Origin of the sequence: Pseudomonas danubii (genome assembly GCF_042980055.1) — a bacterium.
Lineage (GTDB): Bacteria > Pseudomonadota > Gammaproteobacteria > Pseudomonadales > Pseudomonadaceae > Aquipseudomonas > Aquipseudomonas danubii.
Window position 1 is genome coordinate 6,596,718 of sequence record NZ_CP116502.1, and the last position, 15,282, is coordinate 6,611,999.

Here is a 15,282-nt window from a genome sequence, read left to right on the forward strand (position 1 = left end):
CACTCGCCAGCCTTACTCAGCGAGCGGTTACTTCAGTAGCTGCGAAGAAGTAAGCGATTTCGCGAGCAGCGGCAGCTTCGGAGTCCGAACCGTGAACGGCGTTGGCGTCGATGGACTCGGCGAAGTCAGCACGGATGGTGCCGGCAGCAGCTTCTTTAGGGTTGGTAGCGCCCATCAGCTCACGGTTGCGAGCGATGGCGTTTTCGCCTTCCAGAACCTGAACAACAACTGGACCGGAAGTCATGAAGGCAACCAGTTCGCCGAAGAAGCCACGCTCGCTGTGCTCAGCGTAGAAGCCTTCAGCTTCAGCCTTGGACAGTTGCTTCATTTTCGAAGCTACAACGCGCAGGCCGGCTTCTTCAAAACGGGAAACGATCTTGCCGATAACGTTTTTTGCAACAGCGTCAGGCTTGATGATGGAGAAAGTACGTTGAACAGCCATGGTGTAACTCCAGAAACGGTGATTAAAGCGAAAAATTAAACCCGCGAATTATACGCGGGTTTATAGGGATTGCCTAACTGCGTAGCCCGCGGATTCAGTCCGCTTCGTCGATCCAGGCGGCCTGAATTGCTTCAAGAACCTTCTCGCCTCCGCGAGCCGGATCGTCGCTGAACTCTGGCAGTGCCAGAACCCATTGGTGCAAGTCGACAAAGTTCACATAACGCGGATCCACATCCGGCTTGGAATCAGCCAGCTGGATCGCGATTTCCAGTACATCAACCCACTTCAGACTCATGACGACTCCTTGAATCAGTGCGGCGCTTCGGCGGCATGGTTGAGTGAGTACTTGGGAATTTCAACGGTCAGGTCTTCATCACCAACGATGGCCTGGCACGACAGGCGCGACTGTGCTTCCAGGCCCCAGGCCTTGTCCAGCAAGTCTTCTTCCAGCTCGTCGGCTTCGTTCAGCGAGTCAAACCCTTCACGAATGATGCAGTGGCAGGTAGTGCAGGCGCAGACGCCGCCGCAGGCGCTCTCGATCTCGATGTGGTTGTCGTGGGCCACGTCGAGCACCGAAACACCAGGCTCGACCTCGACAACCAGACCGTCCGGGCAGAACACGGCGTGTGGCAGAAAAATGATCTGCGGCATCAGTTATTCCTCGATTTCATTCAGGTTGCGCCCCGCCAACGCGGCTTTCACCGTCGAATCCAGGCGGCGGGCAGCAAAGGCATCGGTCACTTGCGACAGACGCTTGGTCTGCTGCTCGATGGCGTAACCATCGGTGCCACGCATCAATTCACTCAGTTCCTGCATCTGCAGCTCGATGACCATGCGCTCTTCAGCGTCCAGCAGGCGGTCACCATCAGCGTCCAGGGCGCCCTGCACAGCCTCGATCAGCCGCTGGGCATCAACCTGCTGCTCACGCAGCACGCGGGCCACCTTGTCGTCACCGGCGTACTGGAAGGAGTCCTTGAGCATCTTGGCGATTTCACCGTCAGTCAGGCCGTAGGACGGCTTGACCTGAATGCTGGCTTCAACCCCCGAACCCAGCTCTCGGGCAGAGACACTGAGCAGACCATCGGCGTCGACCTGGAAGGTCACGCGAATCTTCGCCGCACCGGCCACCATCGGCGGGATGCCACGCAGCTCGAAGCGCGCCAGGGAGCGGCAGTCACTGATCAGCTCGCGCTCGCCCTGCAGCACATGAATCATCATGGCCGTCTGGCCATCCTTGTAGGTGGTGAAGTCCTGGGCACGGGCAACCGGGATGGTGGTGTTACGCGGAATCACCTTCTCCATCAGCCCGCCCATGGTTTCCAACCCCAAAGACAGCGGAATCACGTCCAGCAGCAGCAATTCACCCCCTTCGCGCTTGTTGCCCGCGAGGGTATCGGCCTGGATCGCGGCACCAATGGCCACCACTTGATCCGGATCGATCTCGGTCAACGGCTGGCGACCGAACATTTCAGCCACCGCCTCACGCACACGCGGCACGCGGGTCGAACCGCCCACCATGACCACTGCCTGCACTTCGTCCAGCTCGACATTGGAGTCGCGAACGGCACGACGACAGGCCTTGAGGCTGCGGGCAACCATAGGCTCGATCAGGGCGTCGAAGGCCTCGCGAGTCAGGGCGGCGCGCCAATCGCCATGCACCACTTCCACGGATGCAGCACTGGTCAGGGCTTCCTTGGCCGCACAGGCGGTTTGCAACAGATTGCGCTGGATGCCTGGGTCCAGGTCGGCGGACAGGCCCGCGCCCTCGATGATCCAGCCGGCAATGGCGTGATCGAAGTCGTCGCCACCCAAGGCGGTATCGCCACCAGTAGCCAGCACTTCGAAGACGCCGCCAGTCAGGCGCAGGATGGAAATATCGAAGGTACCGCCGCCCAGGTCATAGATCGCCACCACACCCTCGGCGTGCTGGTCCAGACCGTAAGCCACGGCAGCTGCGGTCGGCTCGTTGAGCAGGCGCAGCACATTCAGGCCAGCCAACTTGGCAGCATCCTTGGTGGCTTGACGCTGGGCATCATCGAAATAGGCCGGAACGGTAATCACCGCACCTACCAGCTCGCCCCCCAGGGCCGCCTCAGCACGCTGACGCAAGACCTTGAGCACTTCAGCCGATACCTCCACCGGGCTTTTCGGCCCCTGGATGGTCTCGATGAACGGCATATGCGACTCACCATCAACGAAGCGATAAGGCAGTTGCTCACCCAATTGCTTGACGTCGGACAGGCCGCGCCCCATCAGGCGCTTGACCGAGAGCACGGTGTTCAGGGGATCGCTGGACGCAGCCAGGCGGGCGGATTCACCCACTTCGACGCGGTCGGCGTGATAACGCACGGCCGACGGCAGAATCACCTGACCCTGCGCGTCAGCCAGAGGCTCGGAAAGACCACTGCGCAAGGCAGCAACCAGCGAATTGGTGGTACCCAAGTCGATCCCCACAGCCAGACGACGCTGGTGCGGTTGAGGACTTTGGCCGGGTTCGGCGATCTGCAGTAGGGCCATGCTTATCTGGACTTATCTGTATATCAGGCGTGCGACCGTAGCGGCACTGGGTTAATCGTCGAGGCGCTCTTCTAACTGGCGCACTTCGTAGGTGAGCTTGTCGAGGAACTGCATGCGCCGCATCAGGCGTTCGGCCTGCTCGCGTTGCGCTGCATCATCCCAACAGGCTGCGAAGCTTTCGTTCAGTTCATCCTGTGCAGTCTTGAGTCGACGCTTGAATGCTGCCACTCCAGCCAGGTCGGCGCTGTCCTGCAAGTCTTCGAGTTCTTCGCGCCACTGCATCTGCTGCAGAAGAAACTCCGGATCATGCACCGTGACTTCCAGCGGCAACTCACCGCCATTCAAGGCCAGAAGATAACGAGCACGCTTTGGCGGACTCTTGAGGGTCTGGTAAGCCTCGTTGAGGCTCGCCGACTGCTCCAGGGCCAGACGTTGCTCGCGCTCGGAAGCATCGGCAAAACGGTCGGGATGAACCCCACGCGCCAACTCACGGTAGCGCGCAGCCAACTGCTCGAGATCCAGACGGAAGCTCGGTTGCAGTTCAAATAAAGCGAAATGACAAGGAGTACCCACAAGAAGCCTCAGATATTGAAGCTTTCGCCGCAGCCACACTCACCGCGCACGTTGGGGTTGTTGAACTTGAAGCCTTCGTTCAACCCTTCCTTGACGAAATCAAGCTCGGTGCCGTCCAGATAGGTCAGGCTCTTCGGGTCGATGATCACTTTCTCGCCGTGACTTTCGAACACCTGATCGTCCTCGCCGATCTCGTCGACGAACTCCAGCACATAGGCAAGGCCGGAACAGCCTGTGGTGCGAACACCCAGACGAATCCCATCACCCTTGCCGCGCCCATTGAGGGAGCGTCGCACGTGTTGAGCAGCCGCTTCTGTCATGCTGATAGCCATCGTGACTCCTTACTTGTCGCCAAATCTGTGAAAGCCGATCGATCAGATCAGGCCTTTCTTCTGCTTGTAGTCGCGAACGGCGGCCTTGATGGCGTCTTCGGCGAGCACCGAGCAGTGGATCTTCACTGGAGGCAGAGCCAGCTCTTCAGCCAGCTGGGTGTTCTTGATGGTTTCGGCTTCATCCAGCGTCTTGCCCTTCATCCACTCAGTGGCCAGGGAGCTGGAAGCAATGGCGGAACCGCAGCCATAAGTCTTGAACTTGGCGTCTTCAATGATGCCCTGCTCGTTGACCTTGATCTGCAGGCGCATCACGTCGCCGCAGGCTGGAGCGCCGACCATGCCGGTGCCGACATCCGGATCTTCCGCGTTCATCTTGCCGACGTTGCGCGGGTTCTCGTAGTGGTCGATGACCTTTTCGCTGTAAGCCATGATTCTTAATCCTCACTCATCAGAGAGTCGCTCTTGGGTTCTGCAAATCGCCGTTATCGGGACGCTCTACAGAACCCTGTGCGGCGACTTATATTCAGTGCGCCGCCCACTCGATCTTCGAGATATCGACGCCATCTTTGTACATGTCCCACAGCGGCGACAGAGCGCGCAGCTTGGTAACGGCTTCGCAGACTTTCTGCGCCGCGTAATCGATTTCTTCTTCGGTGGTGAAGCGGCCGAAGGTGAAGCGGATCGAGCTGTGAGCCAACTCGTCGTTACGGCCCAGGGCACGCAGCACGTACGAAGGCTCGAGCGAAGCCGAAGTACAGGCCGAACCGGAAGACACTGCCAGATCCTTGAGGGCCATGATCAGCGACTCGCCTTCAACGTAGTTGAAGCTCAGGTTCAGGTTGTGCGGTACACGAGCCGTCATGCTGCCGTTGATGTACAGCTCTTCCAGGTGTTCAACCTGCTTGTAGAAGCGATCGCTCAGGGCCTTGATGCGAGCATTTTCGGCGACCATGTCTTCCTTGGCGACGCGGAAGGCTTCGCCCATGCCGACGATCTGGTGAGTGGCCAGGGTACCGGAACGCATGCCGCGCTCGTGACCGCCGCCGTGCATGGTGGCCTCCAGGCGCACGCGAGGCTTACGGCTGACGTACAGCGCGCCAATGCCTTTAGGGCCGTAGGTCTTGTGGGCAGAGAAGGACATCAGGTCGACTTTCAGGGCCTGCAGGTCGATTTCGACCTTGCCGGTGGACTGAGCGCCGTCGACGTGGAACAGAATACCTTTGGAGCGGGTCAACTCGCCGATGGCGGCAATGTCGTTGATGGTGCCGATTTCGTTGTTCACATGCATGATCGAAACCAGGATGGTGTCGTCACGCAGGGCCGCTTCAACCATGGCCGGAGTGATCAAGCCATCTTCGCCCGGCTCGATGTAAGTCACTTCAAAGCCTTCACGCTCGAGTTGGCGCATGGTGTCCAGGACAGCCTTGTGCTCGATTTTCGAGGTAATCAGGTGCTTGCCCTTGGTGTGATAGAAATGCGCGACACCCTTGATTGCCAGGTTGTCGGACTCGGTTGCACCGGAGGTCCAGACGATTTCACGCGGATCAGCGTTAACCAGGTCGGCCACTTGGCGACGGGCATTCTCCACCGACTCTTCGGCCTTCCAGCCGAACACGTGAGAGCGGGACGCCGGGTTACCGAAGTTTCCGTCGACCAGCAGGCATTCACTCATTTTTTGCGCAACACGCGGATCGACCGGCGTGGTTGCTGAGTAATCAAGGTAAATCGGCAATTTCATGGACTCTCTCCTAAATCAGGCTGGCTGGCGTGCCGCTAGCTCTTTGGCTGTCATTCGACGGCGGACGCTTCAATCTTGTCCAGGCGCGGCGCCTTACCATTACAACGGCGCTGGTCCTGACGCTGGGCTACTTCTTGTACCTCACGGCGAGTAACAAGATCAGCCAAGCTGATACCGCTCAGAAATTCGTGAATCTGCAGGCTCAAGTCGCACCACAGGTGATGGGTCAGGCAGGTGTCGCCGGCATGGCAATCACCCAGCCCCTGGCATTTGGTTGCATCGACCGATTCGTTCACCGCATCGATCACCTGAGCCACCTGAATCCCCTGCATGTCACGGGACAGCTGGTAGCCGCCACCAGGCCCACGGACGCTGGACACCAGGTTACTGCGGCGCAGTTTGGCGAAAAGCTGTTCGAGGTAGGACAGGGAGATGCCTTGGCGCTCAGAGATATCGGCCAGGGAGACCGGGCCATGTTGCGCGTGCAACGCCAGATCAAGCATGGCGGTCACGGCGTATCGGCCTTTAGTAGTCAGTCGCATGGACAAGTACCACGGAGTTTCGGAATGGACGCGAGTATGCAATACCCGAGTAATCGAGTCAACTATAAGACCAACTACTTTAGTCGGGTTTACCCGCAAAAGAGCGCGCGAATCATAGCAAAGTCTGCGACGTAATGGCACAGCAGGATGGCAACACCTGACCTGCGGGTCACTCAAAGGGTATTAGGCCCTTTCGCTAGCAAGCAGGCCCCACAGAGGGGGCCGGTTTTGCGCCATCAGCCGACCTGACTGCCGTCCTTGCCTTTGACTTCAGCGAAGTCTTCTTCACGCAATTGAGGCAGATCCTTGGCACAGTAATCACTGCCCAGATCCTTCAGCGCGCCACACATATCCTCCAGACGACCGTCGACTGCCTGCAGGTGATCCAGCAACTGCCCGATAGCCCGAGCCACCGGATCCGGCATGTCCTCGCCGACACCGTAGGCATCGAAACCGAGCTTTTCCGCCATGGCCTTGCGCTTGGCCGCCTGCTCGTCGCTGGACTTCATGATGATCCGCCCAGGAATGCCCACCACCGTCGCTCCGGCCGGCACCGCCTTGGTCACCACCGCATTGGAACCGACCTTGGCCCCCGCCCCCACAATGAAGGGACCCAGCACCTTGGCGCCCGCCCCCACCACCACACCGTCTTCCAGGGTCGGATGGCGCTTGCCCTTGTTCCAGCTGGTGCCACCCAGCGTCACCCCTTGATAGAGGGTCACGTCATCACCAATCTCGGCGGTCTCGCCAATGACAATGCCCATGCCATGGTCAATAAAGAAGCGACGGCCGACTTTGGCTCCCGGATGAATTTCGATCCCGGTCAACCAACGACCGAAATTCGACACCAGCCGCGCCAGCCATTTCCAACCCATGCCCCACAAGGCGCCGGACAAACGATGAATCCAGATCGCGTGCATGCCTGGGTAGCAGGTCAACACCTCGAAGGCATTGCGCGCCGCCGGGTCACGATGAAACACGCTTTGGATATCTTCACGCAGACGCTCGAACATCACTGATCCTTCCGCTTTTGTAGCTCTCCACGGGCCGCTTTCTGGGTTTCCGTGAGAATGCCACGCAATATATTCATTTCCGCCCGGCTGACCGAGCTGCGACCGTATAACCGACGCAGGCGTGCCATCAAGTGCCGCGGCTTTTCCGGATCGAGGAAGTCGATGGCCACCAGCGTCTGCTGCAGATGCTCGTAGAACCGCTCCAACTCATCCATGGTCGCCAGCTCTTCACTGCGCGGCGAAGCCACTTCATCCTTCTCTACCTTGGTTGGCCGGCCTTGGGCCGCCAGCCAGGACATGCGCACTTCATAAGTCAGCACCTGCACCGCCGTGGCCAGGTTCAGCGAGCTGAACTCCGGGTCCGACGGGATGTGCACGTGGAAATGACATCGCTGCAGCTCATCATTGGTCAGGCCGGAATCTTCACGACCGAACACCAGGGCGATCTGCGCACCCTGACCGGCTTCCTCTACCACCTTGAGACCGGACTCACGCGGATCAAGCAAGGGCCAGGGAATGCGCCGGTCGCGAGCACTGGTGCCAAACACCAGCGTGCAACCCGCCAATGCCTCCTCAAGGGTGGCGACTACCTGGGCATTGGCCAGGATATCGGTGGCACCGGAAGCACGCGCATCCGCCTCGTGAGACGGAAATACCCGGGGCTCCACCAGCACCAGCCGCGACAAGCCCATGTTCTTCATGGCACGCGCAGCCCCGCCGATATTGCCCGGATGACTGGTATTGACCAGGACGACACGAATGTTCTGCAGCAAGGGATGCGCTCTCGGACACGATAAGGGGGAGCAAATCTTACCGAACAGGCAAGACTCCCGCCTCAAAAATAACCACCCGACAGATTCCAGCGCTCCATAAAGGCGCCCAGCAACCGGCACAAACACTCGCCACCGGAGAACGCCACACAGCGGATCAATGCAATCAAAGCGAACACCAGCCTTCATCTGCAAAAGTTTTCTGCTAGAATGCTCGGCTTTCTTTAACAACCTTAGGTGACCTATCCATGCAGCCAATGCTGAATATCGCGCTGCGCGCCGCCCGCAGCGCCAGTGAATTGATTTTCCGCTCCATCGAGCGCCTGGATACCATCAAGGTCGACGAAAAAGACGCCAAAGACTACGTATCCGAAGTTGATCGCGCTGCCGAGCAGAAGATCATCGACGCGCTGCGCAAGGCCTACCCGACCCACGCCATCCTTGGCGAAGAAACCGGCCTGCACGCTGGCAGCGGCGAAGGCGAAGACTACCTGTGGATCATCGACCCACTGGACGGCACCACCAACTTCCTGCGCGGCATCCCGCACTTTGCCGTGAGCATCGCCTGCAAATACCGTGGCCGCCTGGAACACGCCGTGGTCCTGGACCCGGTTCGCCAGGAAGAATTCACCGCCAGCCGTGGCCGTGGCGCCCAGCTGAACGGTCGCCGCCTGCGCGTGAGCGGCCGCACCAGCCTCGACGGCGCCCTGCTGGGCACCGGCTTCCCATTCCGTGACGACCAGATGGACAACCTGGACAACTACCTGGGCATGTTCCGCGCCCTGGTTGGCCAGACCGCCGGCATCCGCCGCGCTGGTGCTGCAAGCCTGGACCTGGCCTACGTGGCCGCCGGTCGTTTCGACGCTTTCTGGGAGTCGGGCCTGTCCGAATGGGACATGGCAGCTGGCGCCCTGCTGATTCAAGAAGCCGGCGGCCTGGTGAGCGACTTCACCGGCGGTCACGACTTCCTGGAAAAAGGCCACGTGGTAGCTGGCAACACCAAATGCTTCAAAGCGGTCCTGACCGCCATCCAGCCGCACCTGCCGGCTTCGCTGAAGCGCTAAGCGCCAGCGACAAAAAAGCACCCCGAGGGGTGCTTTTTTTATGTCCGCAAAACCCGACCTATAGGAGCCGGCTTGCCGGCGAAGGCGATCTCAAAGCCCATTCGCCGGCAAGCCAACCCCTACAAGCGAGGGTTATTGGCCGGGTTGATTCTGGTTCTGACCCAGAATCAGACGCCCCTCTTTATCCACCGGAATCTGGTTGCCCGGTTCACGATCCATGCGCACCTGGCCTTGCTTGCCGCCCAGGTCGTACTTCACGTCATAACCCACGACCTTCTCACTGATGTCATTGACCGTGTTACAGCGAGTCTGGGTGGTGGTGTAGGTGTCACGTTCCTGCATGCCTTCCTGCACCTTGTTGCCGGCATAGCCACCGCCAACCGCACCCGCCACAGTGGCGATCTTCTTGCCATTACCACCACCAATCATGCTACCCAGCAGACCGCCGCCCACCGCACCCGCCACGGTGCCCAGGATCTGATGCTCATCCTTGACCGGGCGCTGGCGAGTCACGGCGACGTCCTTGCAGACTTCACGAGGGGTCTTGATCTGTTGTTTGACCGGCTGTACGGCCAGCACTTGCGCATACTCAGGGCCGCTTTTAACCAGGCTGTAGGTGGCAACAGCACCCCCGGCGGTGACACCGACAGCACCCAATACCGCACCAACCAGCAACGACTTGTTCACGTGAACCTCCTGACCATACAAACGGGACTTGGCCCGCGCTTCTCCCAGCGTTGGAGCAATAAAAAAGGCGCGAGTTCAACACTCGCGCCTTTTTAACTGACAGCCGGAAAAGGGCTAGATCCTCATGGACGGTCGTCCACTTCCTTCTCGGTATTGGCCGGAGGAATCAGGTCCTCGCTGTTCAGGTTCAGCCAGATCAGCACCACGTTGGCGATGTAGATCGACGAGTAGGTACCCGCCAGAACACCGACAAACAGGGCGATGGAGAAGCCCCACAGGTTGTCGCCACCAAAGAACAGCAGCGCGATGATCGCCAGCAAGGTGGAGATCGAAGTCGCCATGGTCCGTAGCAGGGTCTGAGTGGTCGAGATGTTGATGTTCTCGATCAGGCTGGCCTTGCGCAGCACACGGAAGTTCTCACGCACCCGGTCGAACACCACGATGGTGTCGTTGAGGGAGTAACCGATGATCGCCAGCACCGCCGCCAGCACCGTCAGGTCAAAGGTGATCTGGAAGAACGAGAGGATGCCCACCGTCACGATCACGTCGTGGATCAGCGAAACGATCGCGCCCACCGCGAACTTCCACTGAAAGCGGAAGGCCAGGTAGATCAGGATGCCGCCCAGGGCCATGAGCATGCCGAGGCCGCCCTGGTCCCGCAGCTCTTCACCCACTTGCGGACCGACAAACTCGACGCGCTTGACCTGCGCCGGGTTGTCACCGCCAACCTTCTGCAGCGCCTCGGCCACCTGGTGGCCCAGTTGCGGGTCTTCACCCGGCATCCGCACCAGCAGATCAGTGGTCGCACCGAAGCTCTGCACGATGGCTTCGTGATAACCGGCGTCGTTCAGTTGCGAACGCACCTTCATCACATCCGCCGGACGCTCGTAGGTCAGCTCAATGAGCGTACCGCCGGTGAAGTCCAGACCGTAGTTCAACCCCTTGTTGAACCAGCTGAACAACGCCAGAACGGTGAGGAGCACAGTGACGCCGAACGCAAAATTGCGGACGCCCATGAAGTTGATAGTACGTAACATGGCAGCCCCTTAAATCCACAACTTCTTGAAGTCACGACCGCCGAAGATCAGGTTGACCATCGCACGGGTCAGCCAGATGGCCGTGAACATCGAGGTAAAGATCCCGAGGGACATGGTCACCGCAAAGCCTTTCACCGGACCGGTACCCATGGCGAACAGAATGCCGCCCACCAGCAAGGTGGTCAGGTTGGAGTCCAGGATCGCGGTGAATGCCCGGCCGAAGCCTTCGTTGATTGCCCGCTGCACACTCATGCCGGCGGCGAGCTCTTCACGTATCCGCGAGAAGATCAGTACGTTGGCGTCCACCGCCATACCCATGGTCAAGACGATACCGGCGATACCCGGCAGGGTCAGCGTCGCCCCCAGCAGGGACATCAGGGCCAGCAGCAGCACCATGTTCAATGCCAGTGCCACAGTGGCGATGACACCGAAGAAACGGTAGATGGCGATAATGAACAGCGACACGAACAGCATGCCCCACAGAGACGCATCGATACCCTTGGTGATGTTGTCAGCACCCAGGCTTGGACCGATTGTGCGCTCTTCGGCGAAGTACATCGGCGCCGCCAGACCACCGGCACGCAGCAACAGCGCCAGCTCGGAAGACTCGCCCTGGCCGTTCAGGCCGGTGATGCGGAACTGGCTGCCCAGCGGCGACTGGATAGTCGCCAGGCTGATGATCTTCTTCTCTTCCTTGAAGGTCTGCACCGCCACGTCTTTCTCGACACCGTTCACCACTTGTTTGGTGTAGGTAGTGGTCGGCTTCTGCTCGATGAAGATCACCGCCATGCTGCGACCGACATTGCTGCGAGTCGAACGGTTCATCAGCTCGCCACCGTGACCATCAAGCTTGATGTTCACCTGTGGACGGCCGTGTTCGTCGTAACCGGCCTGGGCATCGGTCACCTGGTCACCGGTGATGATCAGGCCACGCTCGATCAGTGCAGGAGGACGGTTGCCCTCACGGAATTCGAAGGACTCGGAAGTCGCCTTGGAAGCACCCGGCTCGGCGGCCAGACGGAATTCCAGGTTGGCGGTCTTGCCCAGGATCCGCTTGGCTTCAGCAGTGTCCTGCACGCCCGGCAGCTCAACCACGATACGGTTGGCACCCTGACGCTGAACCAGAGGCTCGGCCACACCCAGCTCGTTGACCCGGTTACGCACGGTGGTCAAGTTCTGCTTGATGGAGTATTCACGGATTTCCGCCAGCTTGGCCGGGGTCATCGCCAGACGCAGCACCGGTTGGCCATTGAGGTCGGCCGGTACGATATCGAAATCGTTGAAGTTCTTGCGGATCAGCGAACGAGCCTGTTCACGGCTGTCTTCATCGCTGAAGCCCAGCTGGATGGCGCCATTGAGCTGCGGCAGGCTGCGATAGCGCAGGCGCTCTTTGCGCAGCAGGCTCTTGACGTCGCCTTCATAGACTTTCAGGCGGGCGTCGAGGGCTTTGTCCATGTCCACTTCCAGCAGGAAGTGCACACCACCGGACAAGTCCAGACCCAGTTTCATCGGGTGCGCACCCAGGTTGCGCAGCCATTGCGGAGTGGTTTGCGCCAGGTTCAACGCCACCACATAGTCATCGCCCAGCGCCTTGCGCACTACATCCTTGGCCGGAAGCTGGTCTTCCTTGTTGGTCAAGCGCAGCAGACCGCCCTTGCCGTTGGCAGCAATGGAAGCAGCCTTGACCTTGATACCGGCGTCGGTGAGCGCTTTGCTCGCACGATCCAGATCCGCCTGAGTGACCTGCAACGCAGTGCTCGCACCGCTGACCTGAATGGCCGGATCATCAGGGTATAGATTGGGAGCGGAATAAATAAAACCGATCGCCAGCACCGCCAGGATCAGTAGGTACTTCCACAGAGGATATTTGTTCAGCATCACGCCGCCCGTTTATGACGCGGGGCGCCTTGCGCGCCCCGTCGATTGGTAAAAGATGAAACTTAGATGGCTTTCAGCGTGCCTTTTGGCAGCGTGGCAGCGATCGCGCCCTTCTGGAACTTCAGCTCAACGGAGTCCGATACTTCCAGAACCACGAAGTCGTCGGTCACCTTGTTGATCTTGCCGGCGATACCGCCAGTGGTCACAACTTCGTCGCCTTTCTGCAGGCTGCTCAGCAGGTTTTTCTGCTCTTTGGCGCGCTTGGCCTGCGGGCGCCAGATCATCAGATAGAAGATGACCAGGAAGCCAACCAGGAAAATCCACTCGAAACCAGTGCCAGCAGGACCGGCAGCGGCAGGTGCAGCGGCGTCCGCATACGCGGCAGGGATCAAAAAGCTCATTTAACACTCCGATAATTGCAAAATTAGTGGCTTAACGTCTTTAGAACTTATTCTAAAGGCGGCACGGGCAACCCGCGTTTGGCATAGAAGGAATCGACAAAGGCGGCCAATGTACCTTGTTGAATAGCCTCGCGCAAACCAGCCATAAGACGCTGGTAATGGCGCAAATTATGGATGGTATTGAGCATACTCCCGAGCATTTCCCCGCACTTGTCCAAGTGATGCAGATAGGCACGGGAGAAGTTCTGGCAGGTGTAGCAATCACAAGTTGGGTCCAGCGGCGAATCATCATGGCGATGGAACGCGTTACGGATTTTCAGCACGCCTGTATCGATGAACAGATGCCCATTGCGGGCATTGCGGGTTGGCATCACGCAATCGAACATGTCCACACCGCGGCGCACACCCTCAACCAGATCTTCCGGCTTGCCAACTCCCATAAGGTAACGAGGTTTGTCGGCAGGCATCTGGCCCGGCAGGTAGTCCAGGACCTTGATCATTTCATGCTTGGGCTCGCCCACCGACAGGCCACCGATGGCCAGGCCGTCGAAGCCGATCTTGTCCAGGCCTTCCAGGGAACGCATGCGCAGGTCCTGGTGCATGCCACCCTGAACGATGCCAAACAGCGCCGCCGTGTTGTCACCGTGGGCATTCTTGGAACGCTGGGCCCAGCGCAGGGACAGCTCCATGGAAATCCGCGCCACGTCCTCATCGGCCGGGTACGGGGTGCACTCGTCGAAGATCATCACGATGTCCGAACCCAGGTCGCGCTGCACTTGCATCGACTCTTCCGGGCCCATGAAAACCTTGGCACCGTCCACCGGCGAGGCGAAGGTCACGCCCTCTTCCTTGATCTTGCGCATGGCGCCCAGGCTGAACACCTGGAAACCACCGGAGTCGGTGAGGATCGGCCCATTCCACTGCATGAAGTCATGCAGGTCACCGTGAGCCTTGATCACCTCGGTGCCCGGACGCAGCCACAGGTGGAAGGTGTTGCCGAGGATGATCTCGGCGCCGGTGGCGACGATATCCCGCGGCAGCATGCCCTTGACCGTGCCGTAGGTGCCCACCGGCATGAAGGCCGGGGTTTCCACCGTACCGCGGGGGAAGGTCAGGCGACCGCGACGAGCCTTGCCATCAGTGGCCAGAAGCTCGAAGGACATACGACAAGTGCGACTCATACAGTTTCCTCGGGGGCCAGATCCTTGGGAGCGGTCGGCGCAGGATTACGGGTGATGAACATCGCATCACCGTAGCTGAAAAAGCGGTATCCATTTTCCACCGCGGCGCGATAGGCGGCCATGGTCTCGGGATAACCGGCGAACGCCGAAACCAGCATCAACAGCGTGGATTCCGGCAGATGGAAGTTGGTCACCAGGGCATCGACCACATGGAACGGCCGGCCCGGGTAGATAAAGATATCGGTGTCGCCGCTGAACGGCTTGAGCACACCATCGCGCGCGGCACTTTCCAGGGAACGCACACTGGTGGTGCCCACCGCCACCACCCGACCACCGCGAGCACGGCATGCGGCAACCGCATCCACCACGTCCTGGCCGACTTCCAGCCACTCGTGATGCATATGGTGATCTTCGATACGCTCGACCCGCACCGGCTGGAAAGTGCCGGCACCGACATGCAGGGTCACGAACGCCGTCTCCACGCCCTTGGCGGCAATGGCCTCCAGCAGCGGCTGGTCGAAATGCAGCCCCGCCGTGGGCGCCGCGACAGCTCCCAGACGCTGGGCATACACGGTCTGATAACGCTCACGATCCGCGCCTTCATCCGGGCGATCTATATAAGGAGGCAACGGCATGTGCCCGACCCGATCCAGCAGCGGCAGCACCTCCTCGGCAAAACCCAGCTCGAACAGCGTGTCGTGGCGCGCCAGCATCTCGGCCTCGCCACCGCCGTCGATCAGGATCTTCGACCCAGGCTTGGGCGACTTGCTGGAGCGCACATGAGCCAGCACACGATGGCTGTCCAGCACCCGCTCGATGAGGATCTCCAGCTTGCCGCCGGAGGCCTTCTGGCCAAACAGACGGGCCGGAATCACCCGGGTATTGTTGAACACCATCAGATCGCCCGGACGCAAATGCTCCAGCAGATCGGTGAATTGACGGTGGGCCAAGGCGCCGGTTGGCCCATCCAGGGTCAACAGACGGCTGCCGCGACGCTCGGCCAAAGGATGGCGGGCGATCAGCGAATCAGGAAGCTCGAAGGTAAAGTCAGCAACGCGCATGATGGGGTTCGTCTAGCAGGGCCGGAAAGTTTAGCGGAATAACTAA

At 59.8% G+C, this 15,282-nt stretch carries 18 protein-coding genes; 1 reads left to right on the plus strand and 17 read right to left on the minus strand.

What is annotated here, in order from left to right:
* Positions 1–16: 16 nt before the first annotated feature.
* The 11 genes from ndk to trmJ form a co-directional block, all read right to left on the minus strand.
* A complete protein-coding gene (gene ndk / locus PFZ56_RS29665) occupies positions 17–442 on the minus strand; it encodes a nucleoside-diphosphate kinase (protein WP_025129556.1) in 426 nt (141 codons plus the stop codon).
* A gap of 94 nt (positions 443–536) precedes the next feature.
* A complete protein-coding gene (gene iscX, locus PFZ56_RS29670) occupies positions 537–737 on the minus strand; it encodes a Fe-S cluster assembly protein IscX (RefSeq protein ID WP_102860397.1) in 201 nt (66 codons plus the stop codon).
* A 14-nt stretch (positions 738–751) separates the two neighbouring features.
* Positions 752–1,093: an ISC system 2Fe-2S type ferredoxin gene (gene fdx / locus PFZ56_RS29675; protein WP_025129554.1), complete on the minus strand. Its 342-nt coding sequence runs from the start codon at positions 1,091–1,093 to the stop codon at positions 752–754.
* A gap of 3 nt (positions 1,094–1,096) precedes the next feature.
* Positions 1,097–2,959, minus strand: coding sequence for a Fe-S protein assembly chaperone HscA (hscA, locus tag PFZ56_RS29680; protein ID WP_170001448.1), 1,863 nt, complete (start codon positions 2,957–2,959; stop codon positions 1,097–1,099).
* A gap of 51 nt (positions 2,960–3,010) precedes the next feature.
* A complete protein-coding gene (gene hscB, locus PFZ56_RS29685) occupies positions 3,011–3,532 on the minus strand; it encodes a co-chaperone HscB (protein ID WP_011063215.1) in 522 nt (173 codons plus the stop codon).
* A gap of 8 nt (positions 3,533–3,540) precedes the next feature.
* Positions 3,541–3,864 (minus strand): iron-sulfur cluster assembly protein IscA, encoded by a 324-nt coding sequence (gene iscA / locus PFZ56_RS29690; protein ID WP_007929524.1) that lies wholly within the window; start codon positions 3,862–3,864, stop codon positions 3,541–3,543.
* A gap of 42 nt (positions 3,865–3,906) precedes the next feature.
* Positions 3,907–4,293, minus strand: coding sequence for a Fe-S cluster assembly scaffold IscU (iscU, locus tag PFZ56_RS29695; protein WP_007929523.1), 387 nt, complete (start codon positions 4,291–4,293; stop codon positions 3,907–3,909).
* Positions 4,294–4,387: 94 nt separating this feature from the next.
* On the minus strand, positions 4,388–5,602 hold the full coding sequence (locus PFZ56_RS29700; RefSeq protein WP_102860394.1) for an IscS subfamily cysteine desulfurase: 1,215 nt from the start codon (positions 5,600–5,602) through the stop codon (positions 4,388–4,390).
* 50 nt (positions 5,603–5,652) lie between these two features.
* A complete protein-coding gene (gene iscR / locus PFZ56_RS29705; RefSeq protein ID WP_011063217.1) occupies positions 5,653–6,144 on the minus strand; it encodes a Fe-S cluster assembly transcriptional regulator IscR in 492 nt (163 codons plus the stop codon).
* Between the two features lie 236 nt (positions 6,145–6,380).
* Positions 6,381–7,157 (minus strand): serine O-acetyltransferase, encoded by a 777-nt coding sequence (gene cysE / locus PFZ56_RS29710; protein WP_102880807.1) that lies wholly within the window; start codon positions 7,155–7,157, stop codon positions 6,381–6,383.
* A complete protein-coding gene (gene trmJ, locus PFZ56_RS29715; RefSeq protein ID WP_102860392.1) occupies positions 7,157–7,930 on the minus strand; it encodes a tRNA (cytosine(32)/uridine(32)-2'-O)-methyltransferase TrmJ in 774 nt (257 codons plus the stop codon). Before trmJ ends, cysE begins: the two co-directional genes overlap by 1 nt.
* A gap of 245 nt (positions 7,931–8,175) precedes the next feature.
* Between trmJ and suhB the strand changes: the two genes are divergently transcribed.
* Positions 8,176–8,991: an inositol-phosphate phosphatase gene (gene suhB / locus PFZ56_RS29720; protein ID WP_011063220.1), complete on the plus strand. Its 816-nt coding sequence runs from the start codon at positions 8,176–8,178 to the stop codon at positions 8,989–8,991.
* Between the two features lie 132 nt (positions 8,992–9,123).
* Here suhB and PFZ56_RS29725 read toward each other — a convergent pair whose 3' ends face one another.
* The 6 genes from PFZ56_RS29725 to queA all read right to left on the minus strand — a co-directional run bounded on the left by PFZ56_RS29725 (position 9,124) and on the right by queA (position 15,236).
* A complete protein-coding gene (locus PFZ56_RS29725) occupies positions 9,124–9,678 on the minus strand; it encodes a glycine zipper 2TM domain-containing protein (protein ID WP_170001449.1) in 555 nt (184 codons plus the stop codon).
* A 122-nt stretch (positions 9,679–9,800) separates the two neighbouring features.
* Positions 9,801–10,715 (minus strand): protein translocase subunit SecF, encoded by a 915-nt coding sequence (gene secF, locus PFZ56_RS29730; protein WP_170001450.1) that lies wholly within the window; start codon positions 10,713–10,715, stop codon positions 9,801–9,803.
* A 9-nt stretch (positions 10,716–10,724) separates the two neighbouring features.
* Entirely contained in the window at positions 10,725–12,593 is a 1,869-nt protein-coding gene (gene secD / locus PFZ56_RS29735; RefSeq protein ID WP_102860389.1) for a protein translocase subunit SecD, read from the minus strand.
* 62 nt (positions 12,594–12,655) lie between these two features.
* Entirely contained in the window at positions 12,656–12,994 is a 339-nt protein-coding gene (yajC, locus tag PFZ56_RS29740; protein ID WP_102880809.1) for a preprotein translocase subunit YajC, read from the minus strand.
* Between the two features lie 47 nt (positions 12,995–13,041).
* The gene (tgt, locus tag PFZ56_RS29745; protein ID WP_161799191.1) at positions 13,042–14,157 is read right to left on the minus strand and encodes a tRNA guanosine(34) transglycosylase Tgt; all 1,116 of its coding nucleotides are present in this window, start codon (positions 14,155–14,157) and stop codon (positions 13,042–13,044) included.
* Between the two features lie 14 nt (positions 14,158–14,171).
* The gene (queA, locus tag PFZ56_RS29750) at positions 14,172–15,236 is read right to left on the minus strand and encodes a tRNA preQ1(34) S-adenosylmethionine ribosyltransferase-isomerase QueA (RefSeq protein WP_102860388.1); all 1,065 of its coding nucleotides are present in this window, start codon (positions 15,234–15,236) and stop codon (positions 14,172–14,174) included.
* Between the last annotated feature and the right edge of the window lie 46 nt (positions 15,237–15,282).